Here is a 24,782-nt window from a genome sequence, read left to right on the forward strand (position 1 = left end):
CGACAAGACGGGCCGAGGCGGAAATTCGCCCCGCTCTAGCCTTGCCGGGCTCTGGGCTGCTGCGCCGCCGGAGCTTCGGCCTCCAGCACCGCGCGGATCTTGGCCGCCAGGGCCGGGCCCAGATAGGGCTTGTCGATCATCGGGAACTCGTTGGCCCAGGACGCAGCCTCGTCGCCCACATACCCCGAGGTCAGCAACACCTTGAGCCCTGGCCGCTCCTGCAGCGCCAGGTGCGCCAGCTGGACGCCGTTGACGCCGCCCGGCATGACCACGTCCGAGAACAGCAGGTCGAACGCCTTGCGGCCCTTGAGGCGTTTCAGCGCGGTCGCGGCCGAGTCGGCGGTGGTGACTTGGTACCCCAGTCCCTCCAGCGTCTCGACGGCCATGGCCAGCACCGCCGGATCGTCCTCCACCACCAGCACCCGCTCGGAGCCGCGCACGACCTCGCCCGTCCCGCCACCCGCGCCGCGAGCGCTCAGCGCCGCCTGGCTTCGGGGCAGATAGATCTCGAAGGCCGCGCCCTGGCCCGGCACGCTGCTCACCGAAATCTCGCCGCCCGACTGCCGCACGAAACCGTAGACCTGCGACAGGCCCAGGCCCGATCCCTTGCCGATCTCCTTGGTCGTGAAGAACGGTTCGAAGATGCGCGAGGCGACGTCGGTGTCCATGCCCTGGCCGGTGTCGCGCACGGTCACCAGGATCCTGGGATCATCCTCGCCGACCGTCCTGGCGGCGATCGACAGGACGCCGCCGCCCTCCATCGCGTCGCGGGCGTTGACCGCCAGGTTCAGCAGGGCGCTTTCGAACTGAGCCGGGTCGAGGTGGGCCGGCAGCGCCTCGGCCGCCAGATCCAACTCGATGCTCACCGCCTCGCCGACGGCCTGACGCAGCAGCGGCGCGAAGTCGGCGATCAGGCCGGTGAGATCGACGGTCAGCGGGTTCAGGCGCTGGCGGCGCGAGAAGGCCAGCAACTGGCGGGTCAGGGCCCCGCCCTTCTCGGCCGCCAGCCGCACCGCCTCGATCTGGCGGGCCAGTTCGTGCTGGTCGCCGGTCCGCCGCTTGATCAGCTCGATATTGCCCAGCACCACGGTCAGCAGGTTGTTGAAGTCGTGGGCGACGCCGCCGGTCAGCTGGCCCACGGCTTCCATCTTGCGAGCGTGGCTAAGCTGCTCTTCCAGGCCCCGGCGCTCGGTGTTGTCCAGCAAGGTGCCGAACACCACCGGGCGACCGCTCTCCTCATCCTGGGCCAGCACGCCCTGGTCGATCAGCGAGCGATAGGAGCCGTCGGCGCGCCGCCATCGGTATTCGCAGGCATAGGCCCCGGACTTGCGGGCCTCGGCCTGGGCGCGCGCGACGATGTCGACGTCGTCGGGATGGACCCGGCTGATGCCGAAGTCGGCCGTGGCCAGGAAGTCGTCGGCCGAGAATCCGGTCAGCTCCATGACGTTGCCGCCGACGAACAGCGGCTCGTAGGGCGGGTCGGCGGTGCGCGAGTGGAACACCACCGGCAGGGCCCGCAGGATCGCCTCCTGGCGCTCCTGGGTTCGGCGAAGCGCCCGTTCGGCGGCCAGCTTCTCGGCGTGGATCCGGGCGTTCTCCTCGATCAACAGGCGCCGGCTCTCCGACTGTTGCTCGAATTCAAGCGTCTTGATGTGCAGGTCGACCAGCACCTGCACCTTGGAGCGCAGGATGAACGGGTCCACGGGCTTGAACACCACGTCGACGGCCCCGGCCGAATAGGCCTTGAAGATATGGGCCTCGTCCCGGAACACGGCCGTCAGGAAGACGATGGGCACGTCGCGGTTGCGGCGACGCTGGCGGATCAGCTCGGCGGTCTCGTAGCCGTCCATGCCCGGCATGTGCAGGTCCAGCAGGATCACCGCGAAGTCGTCGGTCAGCAGGTGGCGCAAGGCCTCCTCGCCCGAACGGGCCACCACCAGCTCCTGGCCCAGGGTTTCCAGGGCCTGGATCGCGGCGAAGGCGTTGCGCTCGTCGTCGTCGACGATGAGGATCCTCGTCCTGGGCCGGTCCTCGGGCGGCGGGACCGCCTGATGCTTGACGGCGGGTACGCTCATTGGGCTGCGGCGCTATGGATGGTGACGACGTTGTCGCCAGCCAGGCGCTGGGCGTCGGTACGCTGGACCGAGACCCGCAGGACCGAGATCAACTGGTCGATATCCACCGGCTTGGACACATAGTCCGATGCGCCGGCCTGGATGCACTTCTGCCGGTCGCCCTTCATCGCCTTGGCCGTGACGGCGATCACCGGCAGGTCGGAGAACTGCGGTCTGGCCCGGATCTCGCGCATGGTTTCATAGCCGTCCATGTCGGGCATCATGATGTCGACCAGCACCATATCCACCGAGGGCAGGCTGTCGAGCAGCTCCAGGCCCGCTCGGCCGCTTTCCGCATACCGCAGCTCTATTCCGTACTCCTCCAGAGCACTGGCCAACGAGAAGATGTTGCGGATGTCATCGTCGATCACCACCGCGGTCAGGCCGGTCAGCACGGCGTCGGCGTGGCGGCTGTGGGCGATCATCGCCTTGGCCGGCGTGGACAGGCGGTCCAGCGGCGCGTGCAGCGACATGGTGACGTGGTCGATCAACTGCTCGGGCGTACGGGCAAGGCGGGCCAGGCCAGAGAACACCGCCAAACGCAGCCGCCGGTCCTCTTCGGCGTCCAGGTCGTCGGGCGCATAGAGCACCGCCACGCCCGACGCCGTGCCGCGTTGCTTGAGCGTGTCGATGATCGGTCCGACCGGTTCCTCCCCGACATCGATCACCAAGCAGCCGCCCTCGCCGGTGAAGGCCTCGTCCGGCAGGTCGGTCAATGCGGCCACCACCTTCACCGCGCCGATGGTGTCGCGCAGCGTATCGGCGGCGGAGCCCTCGCCGCCGACCAGGATCGGCGCGCGGCCGGTCTCGGCCACCAGCTTCTTGACCTTTTCCAGGGTCGAGGCGACCGCCTCGCGTTCCACCGGCTTGCTGGTGAAGCCGAAGGCGCCCATCGACAGGCCCAGCCCCCCATGGTCGTCGGCCGAGATCACCTGGACCGGGATGTGGCGGGTGTCCGGCGTGCGCTTGAGCAGGTCCAGCAGGGCCAGGCCGTCCATGTCGGGCAGGCCGATGTCCAGCATGATCGCATCGGGCGTGAAGCGCCGGGCCAGGGACGGCACGGCCGAGCCCTCGCCGGTGACCACGCCCTTGAAGCCGCCGTCGCGCACCAGCGACAACAGGATCGAGGCGAAGCGGGTGTCGTCCTCGACGATCAGCACCACCGCGTCGCCGGGCTCGATCTGCTCGCGGTCGTCGACCACGGTTTCGGCCGGCTCGACCGTTCCAGCTTCCGTTGTCGACAGGCGGAAGGTCTGGACCGGTGAGGTGGCCGGCCGAAGCGGCTGGGCCGGCTGGGGCTGGGCCGCCGGGCTGAAGTTCAGCGGCAGATAGAGGGTGAAGGTGCTGCCCTGCCCCGGCGTCGAGACGACCCGCAGTTCGCCGCCCAGCAGGCGGGTGATCTCGCGGCTGATCGACAGGCCCAGGCCCGTGCCGCCGTACTTGCGGCTGGTGGTGCCGTCGGCCTGCTGGAAGGCCTCGAAGATGATCCGCTGCTTGTCCTCGGGAATACCGATGCCGGTGTCCTCGACCGAGAAGGCCAACACCTGGCCGGCCTTGTTCAGGTGATCGTTGCCCAGCGCCCAGCCGTCCTCGGCCCGGGCGATCGACAGGCGCACCGAACCGGTCTGGGTGAACTTGAAGGCGTTGGACAGCAGGTTCTTGATCACCTGCTGCAGGCGCTTGTCGTCGGTGTACATCGAGCGCGGCAGGGCCGGGTCGATGTTGACGAAGAAGTCCAGCTTCTTGTCCTGGGCCAGCTGCGAGAAGGTGCGGTCGGTCTGGTCGCGCAGGGACGCGAACGACATCTCGCCGATGTCGAGGGTGACCGTGCCGCTCTCGATCTTCGACAGGTCCAGGATGTCGTTGATCAGGCCCAGCAGGTCGGCGCCCGCGCTGTGAATGTTGCGGGCGAACTCCACCTGCTTGGCGCTCAGATTGCCCTGCGCGTTCTCGCTGAGCATCTTGGACAGGATCAGCAGGCTGTTGAGCGGCGTGCGCAGCTCGTGGCTCATATTGGCCAGGAACTCGGATTTGTACTTCGAGGTCAGGGCCAGCTGCTCGGCCTTTTCCTCCAGCGCCGCCTTGGCCTGCTCGACCTCGGTGTTCTTGGCTTCCACCTGCTTGTTCTGGGCCGACAGCAGGACCGCCTTGTCCTCCAGCTCGGCGTTGGTCTGCTGCAGCTCGTCCTGCTTGGAGCGGAGCAGCTCCTCCGACTGCCGCAGGGACGCGGCCTGCTGCTCCAGGCGGTCGTTGGTCTTCTTCAGCTCTTCCTGCTGGGCCTGGAGTTCGGCGGTCAGCAGTTGCGACTGTTCGAGCAGCCCCTCGGTGCGCATGTTGGCGGCGATGGTCGACAGCACGATGCCGATGGATTCCATCAGCTGGTCGAGGAAGGCCTGCTGAGTCTCGTTGAAGGTCCCGAAGGTGGCCAGCTCGATCACCGCCTTCAGCTCGCCTTCGAACAGGGCGGGCAGGACGATGATGTTCTGCGGCGCGGCCTCGCCCAGGCCCGAGCTGATCTTGATGTATTCCGACGGAACGTTGGTCAGCAGGATCCGCTGGCGCTCGGCGGCGCACTGGCCGATCAGGCCTTCGCGCTGGCGCAGGCGGGCCGGCGGCCGGTCGCCGGGATTGGCGGCGTAGCTGGCGGCCAGGTTCAGCACCGGCTCGCCGTTGACGTCATGGTCGGAGACATAGAACACCCCGTGCTGGGCGTTGATCAGCGGGGCCAGTTCCGACAGCACCAGGTTCGACACGGTCGACAGGTCGCGCTCGCCCTGCAGCATGCGGCTGAACCGGGCCAGGTTGGTCTTCAGCCAGTCCTGCTCGGTGTTCTTCAACGTCTGATCCTTCAGGTTGCGGATCATTTCGTTGATGTTGTCCTTCAGGGCGGCGACTTCCCCCGACGCTTCCACGGTGATCGACCGCGTCAGGTCGCCCTTGGTCACGGCGGTGGACACCTCGGCGATGGCGCGGACCTGGGTGGTCAGGTTGGCGGCCAGTTCGTTGACGTTGTCGGTCAGGTCGCGCCACAGGCCGGCGGCGCCCGGCACCCGGGCCTGGCCGCCCAGCTTGCCTTCCGAGCCCACTTCGCGAGCGACGTTGGTCACCTGGTCGGCGAAGGTGGCCAGGGTCTCGATCATGCCGTTGATGGTGTCGGCCAGCGAGGCGATCTCGCCCTTGGCGTCCAGGGTCAGCTTGCGCTTCAGGTTGCCCTGGGCGACGGCGGTGACGACGTCGGCGATGTTCCGCACCTGGCCGGTCAGGTTGGCGGCCATCATGTTGACGTTGTCGGTCAGGTCCTTCCAGGTCCCGGCCACGCCGGGCACCTGGGCCTGGCCGCCCAGCTTGCCTTCGGTGCCGACTTCCCGCGCCACCCGCGTCACTTCCGAGGCGAAGCCGTTCAGCTGGTCCACCATGACGTTGATGGTCGACTTCAGCTCCAGGATCTCGCCCTTCACGTCGACGGTGATCTTCTTGGAGAGGTCGCCCTTGGCGACGGCGGTGGTGACGTCGGCGATGTTGCGGACCTGACCGGTCAGGTTGGCGGCCATGAAGTTGACGTTGTCGGTCAGGTCCTTCCAGGTGCCGGCAACGCCCTTGACCTGAGCTTGACCGCCCAGCTTGCCCTCGGTGCCCACTTCCCGCGCCACGCGCGTGACTTCCGAGCTGAACGAGTTCAGCTGGTCGACCATGACGTTGATGGTGTTCTTCAGCTCCAGGATCTCGCCGCGCACGTCGACCGTGATCTTCTTGGACAAATCGCCCATGGCGACGGCGGTCGTGACCTCGGCGATATTGCGGACCTGGCCCGTGAGGTTGGCGGCCATCAGGTTGACGTTGTCGGTCAGGTCCTTCCAGGTGCCGGCCACGCCCTTGACCTGGGCCTGGCCGCCCAGCTTGCCCTCTGTACCCACTTCGCGGGCCACGCGCGTCACTTCCGAGGCGAAGCCGTTCAGCTGGTCCACCATGACGTTGATGGTGTTCTTCAGCTCCAGGATCTCGCCGCGCACGTCGACGGTGATCTTCTTGGAAAGGTCGCCGTTGGCGACGGCGGTGGTCACCTCGGCGATGTTGCGCACCTGGCCAGTCAGGTTGCCGGCCATGAAGTTGACGTTGTCGGTGAGGTCTTTCCAGGTGCCGGCCACGCCCTTCACCTGGGCCTGGCCGCCCAGCTTGCCTTCCGTACCCACTTCGCGGGCCACCCGCGTCACTTCCGACGAGAAGGAATTGAGCTGATCCACCATGGTGTTGATGGTGTTCTTGAGCTCCAGGATCTCGCCGCGCACGTCGACTGTGATCTTCTTGGAGAGGTCGCCCATCGCCACCGCCGTGGTCACCTCGGCGATGTTGCGGACCTGGCCCGTCAGGTTGCCGGCCATCAGGTTGACGTTGTCGGTCAGCTCCTTCCAGGTGCCGCCGACCCCGGTGACATTGGCCTGGCCGCCCAGCTTGCCTTCCGTACCCACTTCCCGCGCCACCCGGGTCACTTCCGAGGCGAAGGCGTTGAGCTGGTCCACCATGACGTTGATGGTGTTCTTCAGCTCCAGCACCTCGCCCTTCACGTCGACGGTGATCTTCTTGGAGAGGTCGCCCATGGCGACGGCGGTGGTCACCTCGGCGATGTTGCGGACCTGGCCGGTCAGGTTGCCGGCCATCAGGTTGACGTTGTCGGTCAGCTCCTTCCAGGTGCCGGCCACGCCTTCCACCCGAGCCTGGCCGCCCAGCTTGCCCTCGGTGCCCACTTCGCGGGCCACCCGCGTCACTTCCGAGGCGAAGCTGTTGAGCTGGTCCACCATGGTGTTGATGGTGTTCTTCAGCTCCAGCACCTCGCCCTTCACATCGACGGTGATCTTGCGCGAGAGATCGCCGCGGGCCACGGCGGTGGTCACCTCGGCGATGTTACGGACCTGGCCGGTCAGGTTGCCGGCCATCAGGTTGACGTTGTCGGTCAGGTCCTTCCAGGTCCCGGCCACGCCGCGGACGTTGGCTTGGCCGCCGAGCTTGCCTTCCGTACCCACTTCCCGTGCTACCCGGGTCACTTCCGAAGCGAAGCTGTTGAGCTGGTCCACCATGGTGTTGATGGTGTTCTTCAGCTCCAGCACCTCGCCCTTCACGTCGACGGTGATCTTGCGGCTCAGGTCGCCGTTGGCGACGGCGGTGGTCACCTCGGCGATGTTACGGACCTGGCCGGTCAGGTTGGCCGCCATCAGGTTGACGTTGTCGGTCAGGTCCTTCCAGGTCCCAGCCACGCCCTTGACCTGGGCCTGGCCGCCGAGCTTGCCCTCGGTGCCAACCTCGCGCGCCACCCGGGTCACTTCCGAGGCGAAGGAGCCCAGCTGGCCCACCATGGTGTTGACCACCTTGCCGATGCGCAGGAACTCGCCGCGCAGCGGGCGCTCCTCGTTCTCCAGGTCCATGGTCTGGCTAAGGTCGCCCTTGGCGGTGGCGCCGATCACCCGGGCCATTTCGGCGGTCGGGTGGACCATGTCGGTGATCAGGTTGTTGACCGCGTCGACGCTGGCGGCCCACGAGCCGGTGGCTCCCGGCAGGCGGGCGCGATGGTTGATCTTGCCCTGCTTGCCGACCACGTCGCCGAGACGTTCGAACTCTTTCGACATTTGATCGTTCAGATTGACGGCGTCGTTGAACGCTTCGGCCAATTCACCGTCCAGGCCAGACAGGTCGGTCGGCAGCCTTACGGAGAAGTCGCCGCGTCGAAAGGCGCGCAAGGCGGCCAGGAGCTGGTGGTTGTCGAGCCCGCGCTGCTGCGCCTTGGACTGTGCCGCCGGCATAGAAATACTCCACGTCGAAACCGTTCGATCTACGTGGGCGGCGCTAGTGGGAAAGCCGATACCGGCGTTCAAAGCGCTCTATCGCGCTCGACGTCCTGACCCGAATTCCCTTGCCCCTCCCCGAATGGGTCCAACGCAGTTCAAATTCTTTGGTTCCGCTTTTACAGTGAAGCTCTTTCACCGGCGGCGGCTGTGGTCGTTATCGCGCCATTTTCGCGCGGGCCGAGGCCTCGACGCGTTCGACTCCGCGCAGGGCGTCGCCGGACGCCTCCAGTTGGCCCTTGAAGGCGCGCAGGTCGCCCGTGTCGATCCGGCGGATCTTCTTGTCGCGCGCCCATTCCAGCCCGATCATCTGGCCCAGCCGGCAGGCCTTGGGCAGCAGGGCCGCCCGCTCGGCCGCGCCGCCGCGGACCAGCAGCTTGGCGACGATGTCGTTCCAGTTGGGCGAGCCGGCGAAACAGAGCGGCAGGTGATCGCAATCACCGGTCCAGAACCGCCTGTACCAGCGCTGGTGCAGCGCCGTGTCGAACCGCAGCGCGGCGGGATCGAGCTGGGTCCGGCAGTCGGCGCGGACATAGTCCTGCGCCTGAGCCGTGCTGGCCAGGCCGCAGCCCAGCACGAGCGCCAGCAGCGCCGTTCTCGTCCCCCTCGCCGTCATGGCTCAGACCGCGCTGGCCATCGGCCCGTCAGCTCGCCCATCGACGAACTGACGCACATAGGGATTGTCCGTGCGGTCCAGTTCGGCCGGGGCGCCGCGCCAGACGATCTTGCCGCCGTGCAGCATGGCGATCTCGTCGCCGATCGTCCGCGCCGAGGCGAGATCATGAGTGATCGACACCGCGGTGCAGCCCAGCCCCTTCACCTGGTCGACGATCAGCTCGTTGATCGCCGCCGAGGTGATGGGGTCCAGTCCGGTGGTCGGCTCGTCGAAGAAGATGATCTCCGGATTGGCCACCACCGCGCGGGCCAGGCCGACGCGCTTCTGCATGCCGCCCGACAGCTCGGACGGATAGGAGTCTGCGACATGGGCGCCCAGATGGACGCGACCGAGGGCCTCGACCGCCCGCGCCTTGGCCTCCTTGCGGGGCACGCCATCGGCGTTGATCAGGCGGAAGGCGACGTTCTCCCAGACGCTGAGGCTGTCGAACAGCGCCGCGCCCTGGAACAAGACGCCGATGCGCTCGAACAGTTTGCGACGCGCCGCGCCGCCGCCCTTCTGGTTTGAGCCGATCAGGTCCTCGCCGTCGACCAGCACCTGGCCCGCGTCCGGACGCACCAGGCCCATGGCGACCTTGATGGTCACCGACTTGCCCTGGCCCGAGCCGCCGATGATCACCAGCGACCGTCCGGCCGCGACGCTGAGGTCCAGCCCGTCCAGGACCGGCCCGTCGAAGCGCTTGCTGACGCGCCTCCATTCAAGCTTAGGGATGTCGGTCATGCGTGGGTGAACAGCGTTGTGAGGAAGTAGTCGGACGCGAAGATCAGGATCGCCGAGGAGACCACGGCATGGGTGGTCGCCCGGCCCACGCCGCGCGCGCCGCCCTTGGCGTTGTAGCCGTGGTAGCAGCCCATCAGGGCGACGATGAAGCCGAAGACGGCCGCCTTGATCAGACCCGATCCGACGTCCCAGCCCTGGATGAAGTTCATGGTGTTGCGGACGTAGATCGTCGAATTGAAGTCCAGGATCCGCACCGCCACCAGCCAGCCGCCGGCCACGCCGATGATGTCGGCCACCAAGGTCAGCAGCGGCAGCACCAGGGTCGCGGCCAGCAGGCGCGGCGCGACCAGATAGCGGAACGGGTCGGTCGACAGCGTGCGCATGGCGTCGATCTGCTCGGTGGCGCGCATGGCCCCGATCTCGGCGGCGATGGCGGCCGACACCCGGCCCGCCAGCATCAGGGCCGCCAGCACGGGTCCCAGTTCGCGGGTGATGCCCAAGGCGACGATCTGCGGCATCACCTGCTCGGCGTTGAACCGCCCGCCGCCGGTATAGATGTTCAGCCCCAGGGCCGCGCCGGTGAAGATCGCCGTCAGGCCCACCACCGGCAGCGAGAAGAAGCCGATGGCGACCAGCTGGCGCAGCAGCTGGCCCGGGAACCACGGCGGCGTGAACACCGAGGTCACGCCGCGCAGGGCGAACACCCCGACCCCGCCCACCATGCGCAGGGCGCCCAGCGTCGAACGGCCGATGGTGCGCAACGGCTTGAAGACCGCGGGGATCGCCGCGTCGACCGCGGCCATCTCAGTAGCTGTCCGGAGCCGTGGCGGCTGGGTTCGCCGCAGGCGCGGCGCCGGCCGTCGGCGCGGCGTCTCCGGCACCACTTCCGCCCTGCGGCCGCATCACCGAGCCGATCAGGCCGAACAGGTCGACCGCGCCCTGGGTGTTGTCGATCTCGCCGCCTGGCTTGATATCGTCGGCCGCGCCGCCGGGCGCGATGGCCACGTGGACGCCGCCCAGTAGGCTGTCGCTGGTGATCTTGGCTGTGGAATCGGAGGGCAGCTTGACGTCGGGATCCAGGCTGAGCTTGGTCACCGCCAGGAAGGTCTTCGGGTCCAGGCTGATCTGCGAGACCGTGCCGACCTTGACGCCCGCGACGCTGACCGCCGCGCCCGGCGCCAGAGAGCCGACCTGGCCGAACTTGGCCGTGACGTCGTAGCCGCCCGGCTTGCTGCCGACGCCGCCGACGGTCAGCGAGTAGACCAGGAAACCCGCCGCCAGGACGAGAACGAGGAAACCCATCAGGGTCTCGGCCCATTGTTCGCGCAACCCGTTATCCTTTCGAAGCCCTGCGAGGCTGGCCGCCCGAACGGTCGCCTCGCCCCTTGTTTGTTATCGCGAGGCGGTACGCTGGGCGTCCCGCTGCAATTGGCTGATCAACACGTCGATATTGCCGCCGGCGTTATCGATGGTCGAAACGAAGTCCTGCTGCTGGGTGATCGCCAGCCACACGCCCTTGAACTGGACGTCGACCACCTTCCACGAGGTCCCGCCGCCCATCACCCGCCACGCCACCGGCAGCGGCTGGCCGACCTGGCCGCCCGATATGGTGGTGTTGACGATCACGTCGCCCGGCTTGCGAACGGTCGAGCCCGTCACCTTCAGCACTTCGCCGTGATAGTCGCTGATCCGATTCTGGTACACGCTTTCGGCATAGACGCGAAACGCCGCCGCGAACCGTTGGCGCTGGTCCGGCGTGACGGTGCGGGCGTACTTGCCGAGCACGAAATTGGTGATCTTCGGCACGTCGGCCAGTTGATCGATCGCCTGGTGGAAGGTCGCCTTCTTCTGGGTAAGGCTCTCATTCTTGTCGGCCAGCACAGTGATCACCCGCTGGGCGCGGCTCTGCACGAACTGCTCGGCCTGGGGATCGCGCGCCGCCTGGGCGAAGGCGGGCGCGGCCTGGCTCACCGCGCCGAGGCCGACCAGGGCGACCAGGGCCAGTTGCGCGAAGCGACGGGTGGGACGAGCGTCAATCATGATCGTTTCCGGTGAAGTCATTGCGTTGTGCTCGGGGCGGGCGCCGTCGCGGGCGGCGCGGACGCGGGCTCGGCGGCGGGGTCGGCCGGGTAGTCGTTGTCGAAGTCCGGCAAGGCTTGCACCTCGCCGGTGGCTTCCCGAATGAAGGCCTCGCGGTACTGACCATAGGCCGAACGCGCCGTCACGTACGGATCGGTGGCGTCGTCCAGCGCGCGGAAGGCGGTGTCCGCTCGCGCCCGGGTGTCGACCGTCTGCACGCCCAGGCGCGTGGCGCCGAACGTGGTCGTATAGCCGCCGCCGACAATGCCGACCGGATCGGTGAAGAAGTCCAGCACCCGCCCGACGCCGTCACGGAAGTTCGACGGGCCGATCACTGGCACGTAGAGATAGGGTCCAGGCCGGACGCCATAGCGGCCGAAGGTCTGGCCGAAATCGGCGTCGTGCGCCTTCAGCCCCATGCCGGTGGCCACGTCCCAGATGCCCAGGACGCCGATCGTGGAATTGATCAGGAAGCGCGCCGACGAGCGCCCCGCCCGCTTGGGCTTGCCCTGCAGGATGTCGTTCACCGTCGTGCTGGGCTCGCCCAGATTGTAGACCACCGCGCTGACGCGACGGCGCAGCGGGCTGGGCGTCACCGCCATGTAGCCGTGGGCGACGGGACGGAGCACGGCGCGGTCCAGCCCCATGCTGAAGCCGAAGCTGCCCCGGTTGAAGCCTTGCAGCGGGTCGTATCCCGTATCGACGGACTCGGCGCTGGCGGCCGGCGCGGCCACCAGAGGCGGCGACGGCTCCACGGCGGCGTTCTGGGCGTGAGCGCTCGCCGCGCTCACCGCCAGACCGCCGGCGGCGATCAGGGCCAGGGTTCGCGCGCGCAAGCGCGGCGTGTTCGTCGAAGTTCTGCTTGGCGCGCCGTTCATTCCAGCCTCCTGCCGGGTCCCGGCGTCAGGCATGTAGGCGCCTGCGAAAGCTAAGCAAGGTCTGCAACGCCTATTGGATGTCATCCGGGTACGGAAGCGTCGCATCGGTTCAAACGGGATGCTCTCGGTCAAACCCCACGGCGTGGGCCTTCGGACGTCGAACAGCCATGGGACGAACGCCTCGCCGCCGGTTGAAAAATAACAACCCAGGGATCGAAAATCGTCTCTCCAGCACAACCGCTCGGCACTTTTGTCATCCACTGAGAGGAAGCGCATCGGCGAAAGGCGCACCCCAGGAACCCTCCAGCGAAAACGCTTCCCTCGACGAAACGGGCGGTTGCGAGCCGCCGCTACGGGGTCCGATCTCTCACCTCCTAAGCCCCGGCCGGAAGCTTCAGGAACGCCTCCGAACTCAGCGCGTGCGGCGTGAAGCGCGCCTGGCGGATCGCGCCCTTGAAGTAGTTCATCCGGTTCATCCGCACGCCCACCGAAGCCCGGCCGGGCCCTTGCGGCGTGAAGGCGATCTTCGCCTCGCCCTGCAGCTGGCCATTGACGTATGCGCGATAGGTCTGGCCGTCATAGGTCTGGGCCACGTGATGCCAGCGGCCGATCGCATACAGCTTGTCGGGAAAGACCAGGGTCTGCTTGTAGCCCGGTCCGTTGACGAAGGCGTCGAGATACCACTGGTCCCCAACCACCCGCAGCTCGAACAGGAACCGAGTGTTGGCCGGCGTGGCGGGCGCGGGGACCGGCTCGTCTGAGGCCAGGTGGAACCAGCGCTGGGCGAAGTCGCCGCCGTCGGGCCGGATCAGGGCCTCGAAGGTGAAGGTCGCGGCGCCGGCCAGGGGATGGCGATCGATGAACAGGGCGTCGTCGACCCCGTCGAACAGCACCGCCTTGCCCAGCGGCGTGTCGATCACGCTCGGGGCGCCCTCGACGTGGGTGACCTCGCCGCCGATGTTGTCGAGCCGGTCGAACGTCCAGACGATGGCCGACGGCTTGGCGGTCGCCACGGCCGGACCGGCGACCAGGCCGGCGGCGGCGCCTAGCAAGAGGTCGCGGCGACGGAGCGTGCTGGCCATGATCACGCCCCCGTCCAGCCGTCGAGCAGGGTCGGGATCGTATAGGCTCGCGCCTGCGCAGCCGTCAGCTGCCGACGACGCCTGGACGCCCTGCCCGCGCCTGGTCCACGGCTGGCGTATTCGAACAGTCGGGCGTCCTCGGGCTCCAGCATCGTCCGGCGTCCGTCCTTGAGATTGTAGTGCATTGGGTACCAGCCCTCAGGCACGATGTGGTTGTCCATCCAGCAGCGGACGAAGGCCGCGTGTCCCACCGCGTCGGGATTGCCGTAGCGTCCGTCGGGGAAGGTCATGGTGTGCCGCCAGGGTCGGCCCAGGGCCATGGTGTGGTTCGGCATGTCGGCGTCACGGGTCAGGCGGCAGTCCAGGAACACCAGGCCGAACGGTTGGTGGCGGTCGGTGTCGGGCGCGGCGATGAAGCCGTGGAAATCCTTGCCCGGCCGGGTGCGCGCGCGGATCTCGCAACGGTCAAACACCGCCCGGCCGGCGCCGTAGATGAAATCGACGCAGCCGCTGACATAGCAGCGCCGGAACAGGCTGCGCCCAGCGTCAGTAAACAGGGTGTCCTGCCAGCCGGTCAGGGCCACGTCCTCGAAATAGGCCTTGTCCGAACCCCTGCCCAGTTTCAGGGCCGAGGCCTGGGCGCCGCTGGCGCCGGTGCGGTCGTAGTCGACCTCGGCCGGCATGTGGCCTGGATAGTCGAAGTCGTTGGCGATCGTCAGCCGCTCAGCCCGGAAGCCGGGCGCGGTGACCGTGACCGTGGCGATCTCAGCCGGACCGCCCGGACGGTTCCGGCCGGCGGCGTACTCGTTGAAGACGATAACGCTGCCCCCCCGCCCCTCGCCCACCAGATGGATGTTCGACTTGGTCACGGCGACCTGCTCGCGCCAGATTCCAGCGGGGACCAGGATACGGAACGGGCGGACGCCAGCGGCCGGCGCGGCGTCGAGCGCGGCCGCCAAGGTGCGAAACCCCTTGGCGCCATCGCGGCCGCTGCCGTCTCGGTCGAGCACCGCGTCGAAGACTGGGCGCGGCGCGGCGCGAACCGGCCCGGCCGCCAGGGCGGCGAGCGCTCCGCCGGCCGACAGCACGGTCCTGCGATCATGAAGCATCGGCATGGGCGATCCCCGGGAACGCCGAGGCGCGGGCGAAGCCGCGCCCCGGATCGTCGTCAGAACGTGTAGCGGAAGCCGACGAAGAACTCGCGGCCGGTCTCGTGGTAGAACGACACCAGCTGGCTGGAGTCGTAGTACTGATCCTGGATCTCGTTGGTCAGGTTCACCGCCTCGAAGGTGAAGGCCAGGTTCTTGGTCCAGTTGTAGGTGGCCGAGGCGTCGATGTTCATCGTCGCCTTGGTGCCTTCGACGTCGGAGCCGTTCCGGCCGGGGATCTGCGTCAGGTACTTGCTGCGATAGGCCGCCGAGACCCGGCTGCTGAACTTGGAATCCTCGTAATAGAGCGTGGCGTTGTACGAGGTCTTCGACAGGTTGGTCAGCTGCCCCTTGGCCGCCACCGCCCCGGTCGAGGTCAGGTAGGTGACCTCGGACGTCACCCGCGTGATGTTGCCCAGGAACCCGAACTTGTCGAACGGCGCCGGCAGGAAGGTGAAGGGCTGCTGGTAGTTCAGCTCGATCCCCTTCAGCGGACCGCCGGGGGTGTTGATCGAGGTGCTGAACTGCCAGACCGGCAGGTCGGGCGAGCAGCCTGGCATGGTGCCGCAGGCGGCGACCGCGGCGCTGTCGGGCAGGCCGAACGGGTTCTTGTCGAAGGTCGACAGGGCCGAGGTGTAGTTCTGCACGAAGGTCGAGATGTCCTTGTAGAAGAACGCCGCCGACAGCAGGGCCTGGGGCTGGAAGTACCATTCGAACGCCAGGTCGTAGGTCTTGGCGCGATACGGATCCAGGAAGGGGTTTCCCGAGCTGACGGTCTTGGTGCTGCCCGTGCTGATGTTGACCCCCGGGGTTAGCGAGCCGAGGTTCGGCCGCGACATGACTTTGGCCGCGCCGAAGCGGATCAGGAAGTCCTCGGTCGGCTCGATCACCAGGTTCAGGGCCGGCAGGAAGTCGTTGTAGCTGCGTGTGGCGGTCGAGGCCGAGATGGTCTGGTAGTTCACGCCGCTGACCGTGGACGGCACGACGCCGTAGCCCAGCGACTTCTGGCGGGTCTGCACGTAGCGGAAACCCAGGTCGCCGCGCACCGGCACGCCCCAGGCGCTGAAGTTGAAATCGCCCTGCAGGTAGCCCGTCGTATCCCATTCGTTGACGGTGTAGTTGCTGCCCAGGCTGGGCTCGACGCCCAGATTGTACATGCCACAGCCGGTGGTGAAGCAGGTGGTGGCGAACGGGCTGCGCCACACCGTGCCCGGGGTCGTGGTGACGGCGCTGTTGTAGCTGGGATCGTTCATGTGCAGCGCGGTAATCGCCGCGTTCAGGTCGGGCGTGATCCATGAACTGACATTGCCGGCCGGCAGGCTCAGGCTTGAGAAGTCGATGGTCTGGGCGTAGGACGAGCGCGGGATGTTGCGCAGCGCCGCCAGGGTGACCGGATTGACGTTGGCCGTGGTGCCGTTCGAGCGGGCCAGGGCGACGCTGTCGGTCTCGTAGGCCTTGTAGGCCAGACCGCCCTTGATCTTCAGGTTGTCGTTCCAGTCATAGGCGCCGTCCAGCTGGGCGGTCTTGTAGCTGTTGTCGACGAAGCCCTGGACCATGCGGATCTCCGCCAGGGTCCAGGCGTCGGCATTGGCGGTGTCGCCCGTGCCGTAGGTGATGGTCGGATAGTCGTCGCCGCGGCTGTAGTCGTAGCTGTAGCCCTGGACGTTGTACTGGTCCCACTGGACGGTGTTCTGGACCGGGTTCTTGAACTCCGACTTGGAATAGCCCAGCACGCCGTGGATCTTGAACCGGTCGGTCAGCTGGTGTTCCCCGTCGAGGGTGAACTGCTTGAACTCCGTCTCCAGCTCGTCGTGGCGTTGCTCGGTCTTCAGGTCGATGTTGTTGAACGTGCCCTTGGTCATCACCGGGAAGCCGGCGCGCGGCGTGGCGATGGTGTAGTCCACCACGTCGACCTGGTTGATGCCGCACGAGGCCGGCGAACTGGCCGTGCAGGCGCCGGCGGTCTGAGGCGTGAAGGTCTCCAGGAAGTCCTCGTTCCGCTGGCCCTTGAAGTCGGCGTACAGCATGTCGAACGTGAACAGCGTCTTGTCGCTGGGGGCCCATTGCAGCGAGCCGGTCGCGCCCAGGCGCTCCTGCTTGTTCTTGTACCAGTCGAAACGCGGGATGCGGGGGTGGACGGCGGCGTTGGCCTCGGCGCAGGCGGCGGCGTTGGTCGCGCAGGTCACCCCCTTCACGCTGCGAAAGCCGGGCGCGGCGGCCGTGCCGGTTTGCCAGCGCACTGTGCTCGTGCCCTCGTCCAGCAGCTCGCGCTTGGAATAGGCGATCGAGAACAGCGCCCCGAGGGTGTCGTCGCGCCAGGTGTTGGAGATCAGGCCGGCGACGCGAGGGTTATACTTGTCCGCCAGGTCGTTGTAGCCCTCCTTGCCCGACAGCGCGAAGTTGAAGCCGCGCTTGTCGAACGGATGGGCGGTGCGCAGGTCGACCGTCGCGCCCAGCGAGCCTTCCTCGGTCTCGGCCGAGGCGGTCTTCTGCACCGTAATGCGGTTGAACAGGTCCGAGGCGAAGACGTTGAAGTCGAATGAGCGGCCGCGGTTGGTGCCGCCCGAGGCGTCGGTGCCGCCGGAGGTGCTCAGCGCCTCCATGCCGTTGATCCGCACGCGGGTGAACTGAGCCCCCAGGCCACGCACCGAGATCTGCCGCCCCTCGCCGGCGTCGCGCGTGATGGCGACGCCCGGGATCCGCTGGATGGATTCGGACAGGTTCAGGTCCGGGAACTTGGCCATGTCCTCGGCGTAGATGGCGTCGACCGCCGCCGCCGAGGTGCGCTTGACGTTCAGCGCCTGGGCCAGGCTGTTGCGAAAGCCGGTGACGACCACGGCCTCGACCGTGCTGTCGTCCGCGGGAGGCGGCGGGGTCTGGGCCTGGGCGTGGGCCGCCCCGCCGATCGCCAGCACTAGGCCAAGGCTGGCGCCGCCGCAGAACAGGCGCGCGCGCAAGGAGCCGGATGATGTCCGCATGGTCGTCCCTCCCAAGGTTTGGCGTTCTTTATGACACCGGTATCATTGTTCCCGCATGTTGCGACCGGATTCCATTTTTCTCAAGACTGAAAGAGCGGGCGGATAGGATTGTCGGCAGGCTCTGCCTCGCCAGATAGCCCGGCGCCCGGACGCAGCTTGATTGCCTTTGCAAATACCATTTTATGGCATAGAAACCCATATAATGAAAATGACACCGGTTGCAGTGGCGTTTCGCGGAGGAAAACCCTGATGCTCCAGCTCCCTTCGCTGTCAGCCCGCCTGGCGGCCGCGACCTTGGCCGGCGCCATGTTGGGGTCGGGATTCGCCGCTCACGCCGCCGCTGTCACGCCCAGGCCAGCGAGGACCGCCACGGCCGCCGCTGTTCCCTCACCCGACGCGGTGCTGGCGGTCCTCAACCGCGCCAACGCCGCCCAGATCCAGGCCATGCGCGCCGAGCCGATCCCCGTCTCGACGGGCGGCGCGGTGCGCGAGATGTCATCCAACTGGGTGTCGGCCACCTACTATGTCGGCGCCGCCCGCCTGGCCCGCGTCACCAACGACCGCGACACCCTGATCTTTCTCAGCGAGGCGGCCGAGCACTTCAACTACGGCCTGCGCGGCGCGCGATCGCCCAAGCTGATGCTGAACGCCGACGAATGGGCGATCGGCGACCTGTATGAAGAGCTTTACGCCCGCCGCCAGCAGCCCGGCGTGATCATGCCGCTGCGCCAGCGGCTGGACTGGTCGGTCCCGCACCTGACCCGCACGCCGATCCCGCAGCACCTGGTCTGGTGGTGGGGCGACGCCCTGTTCATGGCCCCGCCCGTGCTGGCGCGGATGAGCGCCCTGACCGGCGACAGGACTTATCTGGACGCCATGGACAAGCAGTGGTGGCGCACCTTCGCGCGCCTCTACGATCCGGACGAGAGCCTGTATTTCCGCGACGAGCGCTTCATCGAGCGGCGCGACGACAAGGGCCGCAAGCTGTTCTGGTCGCGCGGCAACGGCTGGGTCATGGCGGGCATGGCCCGGGTGCTGGAGTCCATGCCCGCCGACTACGGCTCGCGTCCGCGCTATGTGACGACGTTCCAGGCTATGGCCAAGCGCGTGGCCGGCCTGCAACGGGCCGACGGCCTGTGGGCCTCCAGCCTGATGCAGCCGGACCTGTTCCCGGAAGCGGAGACCTCGGGCTCGGCCTTCTTCGTCTACGCCCTGGCCTGGGGGATCAATCACGGCGTGCTCGACCGGGCGACCTACCTGCCCCATGTCGCCAAGGGCTGGGCGGCGCTGGAGGCCCAGGCGCTGCCGAGCGGCATGATCGGGGCGGTCCAGAAGACCGGCGATCAGCCCGTCACCACCGCCCCCGGCGACATCGGCCCCTACGGCACGGGCGCCTTCCTCCTTGCGGGTCTTGAGGTCATGAACCTCAGCAAGCCGACCACGGCCCTGCCCCTGGCCGAGCCCGCCCCGGACGCCCCGGACTTCATCGTCGCCACCACGCCGACCCCCGCCCTGCCGCGGACCGTGCAAGGCTCGCCCGAGGAGACCGCCCGCCATGCCGCCGAGATGAAGGCCGTGGCCGCCCTGGCCTACGACCCGGCCATTGAGGGTCCCGGCCTGGCGCCGGCCACTGTGCCGCCCGCCGCCCCGGGCCAGCCAACGCCGCCGAAGATGATCTATCGGGTGGCGCCGCCGCCGGCCGGCCAGGACAGGCCGCGCGCCACCGTCCGCTATGCGCCCGAGCGGCTGGACGACATCCTGTGGGAGAATGACCGTACGGCCCACCGCATCTACGGCCCGGCCCTGGAACTGGCCGAGCCGCCCTCGACCTCCGGGATCGACGCCTGGGGCAAGAGCGTCCGCTATCCGTTCATGACCCGCCAGCTGCGCACCGGCGACCAGCACGCCTATCACGGCGAGGGCATCGACTATTACAATGTCGGGACCTTCCGCGGCGCCGGCGGACTGGGCGTCTGGGACGGCGGCAAGCTGTGGGTGTCGCGCAACTGGAAGTCCTACAAGATCCTCAAGGACGGGCCCGACGTCGCGTCGTTCAAGGTCGACTACGCCCCCTGGCAGGCGGGGGCCGATCGCAAGGTCTGGGAAAGCCGCACCTTCACCCTGCCGATGGGAACCAACTTCACCCGGCTGGTCTCGACCTTCCAGTCCGACAGGAAGGGCCCGCTGACCGTGGCCGTGGGGATCACCAAGAAGCCCACCGCCAAGACCCCGGGCGCGTTCTCGCTCGACAAGGCCAAGGGCGTCGTGACCTCCTGGGACGTCACCGACCCGGACAAGGGAACCATGGGCCTGGCCCTGCTGCTGGATCCCCGGCAGATCGTCGACGTGGTCGAGACCGACAGCGACTGGCTGGTGCTGCTGAAGGTCAATCCCGGCAAGCCGTTCGTCTACTACATGGGCGCGGCCTGGGACAAAGGCCTGGACTTCCATTCGCGCGCCGAGTGGGAGGCCTACGTCCAGGCCCAGAAGCCGTCGTTCGACCCGGCGAAATAGCCGATGGCCGCCGCTCGCTCCCGGTCTGGCCTGGACCGTCGCCAGCTGCTGACGGCCGCCGGCTTGGGCGCGGGCGTGTCGGCGACCTCGGCCCAGGCCGCGACGCCGCAGGTCCGGGTTGCGGCGCCGCGTGTCGATTACCTGGAAAACCCGTTGGGCCTGGACAATCGAAAGCCCCGGTTCTCCTGGACTCTCGAAGCCGGCGGGGCGCGCGACCTCCGTCAGACCGCCTATCGCCTGACCGTGGCGACCGGTCTCGAAGCCCTGCGCGCCGGCGATCCGTTGCTATGGGACAGCGGCAAGATCGCGTCGGATCGCTCGCTCGACATCCCCTACGAAGGTCTGCCCCTGGCGTCCGGCCAGCGTTGCTGGTGGCGGGTCGAGGCCTGGGTCCAGGGCGATCGGCCGGCGCGGCCCAGCGCTCCGGCCTGGTGGGAGATGGGCCTGCTGGACCCCGCCGACTGGACCGCGGGCTGGCTGGAGGCCGAGCCCGAGACCATGCGCCAGGAACGGCTGGAGGGCGTCCACTGGGTCTGGGGCGAGACCGACGACGCGGGGCCCCGCCGGTTCCGCTGGCGTTTCGACCTGCCCGAAGGGGTGAAGGCGGCGCGAGTCACGGTGTCGGCCAAGGACAGCCTGGCGGGCCTATGGCTGGACGGCGACTCGCTGATCAGGCCAGGCGACCGCACCGCCTGGGGCCAGGGCCCCAGCTTCGCCTTGCCCGACCTGTCGCCGGGTCCGCACGTGCTGGTCGCGGAGGTCGGCCTGCGCCTGGACGAGGCGCGTCCGGTGATCGGCGGCGCCCTGGCGGCCATGCTGCGCCTGACCCTGGCCGACGGCCGCGAGGTCCGCGTCCACGCCAAGGACGGCTGGCGCACGACGCTCGATGCGCCCCAGGCCTGGCAGGCAAGGGCCCATGACGACTCCGCCTGGCCCAAGGCCGTCCCGGCACGGATCGTTCCGCCCTGCCATCCTTGGGTGACCGGACCGGCGGTGCAGTTGCGCCGCGCCTTTCGCCTGGACAAGCCCGTAACCCGCGCCCGGCTCTACGCCACGGCCCTGGGCGGCTACGAGGCCCGGCTGAACGGCCGCAAGGTCGGCGACGGCGTCCTGGCGCCGGAATCAACGGACTTCCGCACCCGTGCGCTCTACCGGACCCATGACGTCACGGGCCTGCTGCGGGCGGGCGACAACGTGCTGGGCGCGATCGTCGGCGACGGCTGGTTCGCCAGCCCGTTCGGCTTCCTGGACATGCGCTACGCCTTCGGCCCGCCGCCGCGCCGGTTCTCGGCCCTGCTCGATGTCGAGCACACGGACGGGACGCGCTCCCGAGTCCAGACCGACGGCGAGGGCTGGCGACTGGCGCCCTCGCCCGTCGTGCTGTCCGAGATCTATGACGGCGAGACCTATGACGCGCGCCTCGAACAGGCCGGCTGGGACGCGCCGGGCTTCGACGACGAAGGTTGGTCCGCCGCGCGGTTGGGCGAGACGCCGCCGTGCCGCCTGGCCGCCCACGTCGCCCCGCCGATCCGGCCGATCCAGACCCTCAAGGTTCGGAAGGTCAGCGAGCCCGCGCCCGGCGTGCGCATCCTCGACTTCGGCCAGAACTTCGCCGGCTGGTGCCGGATCAGGGTTAAGGGTCCCGCCGGCGCCACCGTCCGATTGCGCTTCGCCGAGGCCCTGCGGCCGGACGGGACGCTGAACACCACCTCGAACCGCCGGGCCCTGCAGACCGACACCTACATCCTGCGCGGCGATCCGGCCGGCGAGACGTTCGAGCCGCGCTTCACCTTCCACGGCTTTCGCTATGTGGAGGTCACCGGCTGGCCCGGCGCCTTCTCGGCCGACGCCGTCGAGGGGGTGGTGCTGCACAGCGACGCGGCCCTGACCGGCGCGGCGCGGATCGACCATCCGCTGATCCAGGCGATCTGGCGCAACACGCTTTGGAGCCAGCGCGGCAATTTCCTGGGCGTGCCCACGGACTGCCCGCAGCGCGACGAGCGCATGGGCTGGACCGGCGACGCCCAGATCTTCTGGGACGCGGCGGCCTTCAACATGGACGTCGGCGCCTTCACCCGGCGGTTCATGGGCGACATCCGGGCCGGCCAGTCGGCGAGCGGCGAGATGCCCGACACCGCGCCGTTCTGGACCCTGGGCCAGAACACCCCCGGCTGGGCCGACGCGGCCGTCATCCTGCCCTGGACGGCCTGGCGGCGGTACGGCGACACCGCCGTGATCGACGAGAACTGGGCGGCCATGGACCGCTGGAGCCGCCGGCTGCTGGAGACCAATCCCGACCATGTCTGGCGCAACGGCCGGGGCATGGACTACGGCGACTGGCTGTCGGTGGACGCCAGGAGCCGCGCCGAAATCACCACGCCCAAGGAACTGGTCTCGACCGCCTACTGGGCCTGGTCGACCGACCTGCTGGCCCAGATGGCCGAGGCCACCGGCCGGACCGCCGACGCCGCTCGTCTCCAGGCCCTGCGCGCCGCCATCGGCGCGGCCTTCGTCCGGGAGTTCGTGCGGCCCGACGGCGGCGTGGGCAACGACAGCCAGACCAGCCACGTCCTGGCCCTGCGCTTCGGCTTGGTCCCGCCGGCCCTGCGCGCCGCCTCGGCCGGGCGGCTGGCGGCCGACATCCAGCGGCGGGGCGTGAAGCTGTCGACCGGCTTCATCGGCACGCCCTACATCCTCGACGCCCTGGCCGACCACGGCCATGCCGACCTCGCCTACGGCCTGCTGCTGCAGACCGGCCTGCCGTCCTGGGGCTATCAGGTCGGCCAGGGGGCGACGACGGTGTTCGAGCGCTGGGACGGGATCAAGGACGGCGTCGTCACGGGCTCTTTGAATCACTATGCGTTCGGGGCGGTGTGCGGCTTCCTCTGGCGGCGGGTGATCGGCATCGACGCCCTGGAGCCCGGCTTCAAGGCCATCGCCTTCCGGCCGCTGGTCGATCCGCGCCTGCCCGGCGCGGCGGGAACCTACGAGTCGGCGATGGGCCGCATCGCCTGCGCCTGGCGCCGCACCGGCGACGGCCTGGCCGTCGAGGTCACCGTGCCCGCCAACGCCACCGGACGGGTCCACCTGCCGGCCCTGCCCGGCGCGACCGTTCGCGAAGGTCGTCGGACCGTCGCCCCGCTCGAGCGCACCGAAACCGAGGCGGTCGTCCAGGTCGGCTCGGGCTCCTACGCCTTCACCGTCACCGCCTAGTTCGCGGAGTTCCAAAGATGCACCGACGCGCCCTCCTCCAGCTTGGCCTGGTCTCCACCGCCGCCCCGACCCTGGCCTTGGCCGCCTCACGCGCGGTCGACGCCAACGCCCATGGCGCGGTCGGCGACGGCAGGACGCTGAACACCCGGGCCATCCAGGCGGCCATCGACGCGGCGGCCAAGACGGGCGGAACCGTCGCCTTCAAGCCCGGCGTCTATCGGACCGGTTCGCTGTTCCTGAAGTCCGGCGTCACCCTGCGGCTGGACAAGGGCGTGACGCTGCTGGGCTCGCAGGCCCTGGCCGACTATCCCGAGCTGCCGACCCGCGTGGCCGGGATCGAGCTGACCTGGCCGGCGGCCCTGATCAATGTCTACAAGCAGAAGAACGTCCGCATCGTCGGCGACGGGACCATCGACGGCGACGGCAAGGTGTTCTGGGACAGCTACTGGGCCCTGCGCCGCCGGTACGACCCCAAGGGCCTGCGCTGGGCCGCCGACTACGACTGCAAGCGGCCGCGCCTGATCCAGATCTTCGACTCCGAAACGGTCGAGCTGGCCGGTCCCCGCCTGCGCCGCGCCGGCTTCTGGACCGTCCACGTCTGCTATTCGCACGACGTCCACGTCGCCGACCTGAACATCCGTAACAACGAAGGCGGGCGCGGCCCCTCGACCGACGGCGTCGACATCGACTCCTCGCACGACGTGCTGGTCGAGCGGATCGACGTGGCCTGCAACGACGACGCCCTGTGCCTCAAGGCCGGCCGCGACGCCGACGGCCTGCGGGTGGCGCGGCCGACCTACAATGTCACGATCCGCGACTGCGTGATCCGCGACGCCTCGGCCGGGATCACCTTCGGCAGCGAGACGTCGGGCGGCTTCCACGACATCAAGGTCTCGGGCCTGACCGTGCTGCATCCCACGCCGGTCGGCATCCTGTTCAAGTCGGCCCATACCCGCGGCGGGGTGATCCGCGACATCGACCTCCGCGACCTGCGCCTGCAGGACGTGTTCACGGTGTTCCGGGTCAACCTGAACTGGAACCCCAGCTACAGCTACGCGACGATCCCCGAGGGCCTGACCAACGTGCCGGACTACTGGCGGGTGATGACGCAGCCCGTGCCGCCCGAGCGCGGCCGCGCCCATCTCAGCGACGTGCGGGTCAGCGACATCAAGGCGATCGGCGCCAAGACCGCCTTCGAGGTCGCCGCCTTCCCCGAGGCGCCGCTGGAGCGTTTCGCGTTCGACAACCTGGACCTCGACGCCCAGGCCGGCGGCCGCATCGCCAACGCCAAGGACTGGACGTTCAAGCGCACCCTGATCGACACCCTGGACGGCAGGGCGCCGGAGGTGGCGGACTCGTCCGGCGTGGTCGGGCTGGAGCCTCGTCCAGCGGCCTGAGACCGCTCTTGGCGGGCACGATTTCTCGACCTCGGCCCTTCGCGGGCGAGTGGGTGGGGAGGCGCGGAGCGGTCCGGGCCGAGCCCGGATGACCGTGGGTTTAGAGTTTGCGTTTCGGCTAGACCTGACCGCTCCGCGAAACCGTTCTT

Annotated in this window: 14 protein-coding genes; 3 read left to right on the plus strand and 11 right to left on the minus strand. The window is 68.5% G+C overall.

The window, feature by feature from the left end:
* Positions 1–35: 35 nt before the first annotated feature.
* The 11 genes from J2X41_RS23630 to J2X41_RS23680 all read right to left on the minus strand — a co-directional run bounded on the left by J2X41_RS23630 (position 36) and on the right by J2X41_RS23680 (position 17,509).
* Positions 36–2,075: a response regulator gene (locus tag J2X41_RS23630; RefSeq protein ID WP_310086727.1), complete on the minus strand. Its 2,040-nt coding sequence runs from the start codon at positions 2,073–2,075 to the stop codon at positions 36–38.
* Positions 2,072–7,906 (minus strand): HAMP domain-containing protein, encoded by a 5,835-nt coding sequence (locus J2X41_RS23635; RefSeq protein ID WP_310086731.1) that lies wholly within the window; start codon positions 7,904–7,906, stop codon positions 2,072–2,074. Before J2X41_RS23635 ends, J2X41_RS23630 begins: the two co-directional genes overlap by 4 nt.
* Positions 7,907–8,105: 199 nt before the next feature.
* Entirely contained in the window at positions 8,106–8,564 is a 459-nt protein-coding gene (locus J2X41_RS23640) for a hypothetical protein (RefSeq protein WP_310086734.1), read from the minus strand.
* 3 nt (positions 8,565–8,567) lie between these two features.
* A complete protein-coding gene (locus tag J2X41_RS23645; protein WP_310086737.1) occupies positions 8,568–9,344 on the minus strand; it encodes an ATP-binding cassette domain-containing protein in 777 nt (258 codons plus the stop codon).
* Positions 9,341–10,147 (minus strand): ABC transporter permease, encoded by an 807-nt coding sequence (locus tag J2X41_RS23650; RefSeq protein ID WP_310086740.1) that lies wholly within the window; start codon positions 10,145–10,147, stop codon positions 9,341–9,343. The genes J2X41_RS23645 and J2X41_RS23650 overlap by 4 nt, the downstream gene beginning before the upstream one ends.
* A 1-nt stretch (position 10,148) precedes the next feature.
* The gene (mlaD, locus tag J2X41_RS23655; RefSeq protein WP_310086743.1) at positions 10,149–10,673 is read right to left on the minus strand and encodes an outer membrane lipid asymmetry maintenance protein MlaD; all 525 of its coding nucleotides are present in this window, start codon (positions 10,671–10,673) and stop codon (positions 10,149–10,151) included.
* 63 nt (positions 10,674–10,736) lie between these two features.
* Positions 10,737–11,405 carry a phospholipid-binding protein MlaC gene (locus J2X41_RS23660; protein WP_404979981.1) on the minus strand — a complete coding sequence of 223 codons (669 nt, stop codon included), beginning with the start codon at positions 11,403–11,405 and terminating at the stop codon, positions 10,737–10,739.
* Entirely contained in the window at positions 11,402–12,259 is an 858-nt protein-coding gene (locus J2X41_RS23665) for a VacJ family lipoprotein (RefSeq protein WP_310086749.1), read from the minus strand. The genes J2X41_RS23660 and J2X41_RS23665 overlap by 4 nt, the downstream gene beginning before the upstream one ends.
* 416 nt (positions 12,260–12,675) lie before the next feature.
* A complete protein-coding gene (locus J2X41_RS23670) occupies positions 12,676–13,383 on the minus strand; it encodes a LamG domain-containing protein (protein ID WP_310086753.1) in 708 nt (235 codons plus the stop codon).
* 2 nt (positions 13,384–13,385) lie between these two features.
* Entirely contained in the window at positions 13,386–14,498 is a 1,113-nt protein-coding gene (locus J2X41_RS23675; protein WP_310086756.1) for a pectinesterase family protein, read from the minus strand.
* Positions 14,499–14,551: 53 nt separating this feature from the next.
* Entirely contained in the window at positions 14,552–17,509 is a 2,958-nt protein-coding gene (locus J2X41_RS23680; RefSeq protein WP_310086759.1) for a TonB-dependent receptor, read from the minus strand.
* Positions 17,510–17,758: 249 nt separating this feature from the next.
* Here J2X41_RS23680 and J2X41_RS23685 point away from each other — a divergent pair, with 249 nt between their 5' ends.
* From J2X41_RS23685 to J2X41_RS23695, 3 genes are read left to right on the plus strand one after another with little or no spacing between them, the layout of a single operon-like run.
* The gene (locus J2X41_RS23685; RefSeq protein WP_310086763.1) at positions 17,759–20,023 is read left to right on the plus strand and encodes a glycoside hydrolase family 88 protein; all 2,265 of its coding nucleotides are present in this window, start codon (positions 17,759–17,761) and stop codon (positions 20,021–20,023) included.
* A 3-nt stretch (positions 20,024–20,026) separates the two neighbouring features.
* Positions 20,027–23,236 (plus strand): family 78 glycoside hydrolase catalytic domain, encoded by a 3,210-nt coding sequence (locus J2X41_RS23690; protein WP_310086766.1) that lies wholly within the window; start codon positions 20,027–20,029, stop codon positions 23,234–23,236.
* Between the two features lie 17 nt (positions 23,237–23,253).
* A complete protein-coding gene (locus tag J2X41_RS23695) occupies positions 23,254–24,633 on the plus strand; it encodes a glycosyl hydrolase family 28 protein (protein ID WP_310086769.1) in 1,380 nt (459 codons plus the stop codon).
* Positions 24,634–24,782: the final 149 nt, after the last annotated feature.

The sequence above is a fragment of the Caulobacter sp. BE254 genome, assembly GCF_031457295.1.
In the GTDB taxonomy this organism is placed as follows: domain Bacteria; phylum Pseudomonadota; class Alphaproteobacteria; order Caulobacterales; family Caulobacteraceae; genus Caulobacter.

Bases quoted from the DNA above. Each gene is read 5' to 3' on its own strand.
- J2X41_RS23675 (WP_310086756.1), bottom strand. From the start codon at position 14,498: ATGCCGATGCTTCATGATCGCAGGACCGTGCTGTCGGCCGGCGGAGCG.
- J2X41_RS23630 (WP_310086727.1), bottom strand. From the start codon at position 2,075: ATGAGCGTACCCGCCGTCAAGCATCAGGCGGTCCCGCCGCCCGAGGAC.
- J2X41_RS23670 (WP_310086753.1), bottom strand. From the start codon at position 13,383: ATGGCCAGCACGCTCCGTCGCCGCGACCTCTTGCTAGGCGCCGCCGCC.
- J2X41_RS23695 (WP_310086769.1), top strand. From the start codon at position 23,254: ATGCACCGACGCGCCCTCCTCCAGCTTGGCCTGGTCTCCACCGCCGCC.
- J2X41_RS23680 (WP_310086759.1), bottom strand. From the start codon at position 17,509: ATGCGGACATCATCCGGCTCCTTGCGCGCGCGCCTGTTCTGCGGCGGC.
- J2X41_RS23690 (WP_310086766.1), top strand. From the start codon at position 20,027: ATGGCCGCCGCTCGCTCCCGGTCTGGCCTGGACCGTCGCCAGCTGCTG.
- J2X41_RS23660 (WP_404979981.1), bottom strand. From the start codon at position 11,405: ATGACTTCACCGGAAACGATCATGATTGACGCTCGTCCCACCCGTCGC.
- J2X41_RS23640 (WP_310086734.1), bottom strand. From the start codon at position 8,564: ATGACGGCGAGGGGGACGAGAACGGCGCTGCTGGCGCTCGTGCTGGGC.
- J2X41_RS23645 (WP_310086737.1), bottom strand. From the start codon at position 9,344: ATGACCGACATCCCTAAGCTTGAATGGAGGCGCGTCAGCAAGCGCTTC.
- J2X41_RS23635 (WP_310086731.1), bottom strand. From the start codon at position 7,906: ATGCCGGCGGCACAGTCCAAGGCGCAGCAGCGCGGGCTCGACAACCAC.
- J2X41_RS23650 (WP_310086740.1), bottom strand. From the start codon at position 10,147: ATGGCCGCGGTCGACGCGGCGATCCCCGCGGTCTTCAAGCCGTTGCGC.
- J2X41_RS23685 (WP_310086763.1), top strand. From the start codon at position 17,759: ATGCTCCAGCTCCCTTCGCTGTCAGCCCGCCTGGCGGCCGCGACCTTG.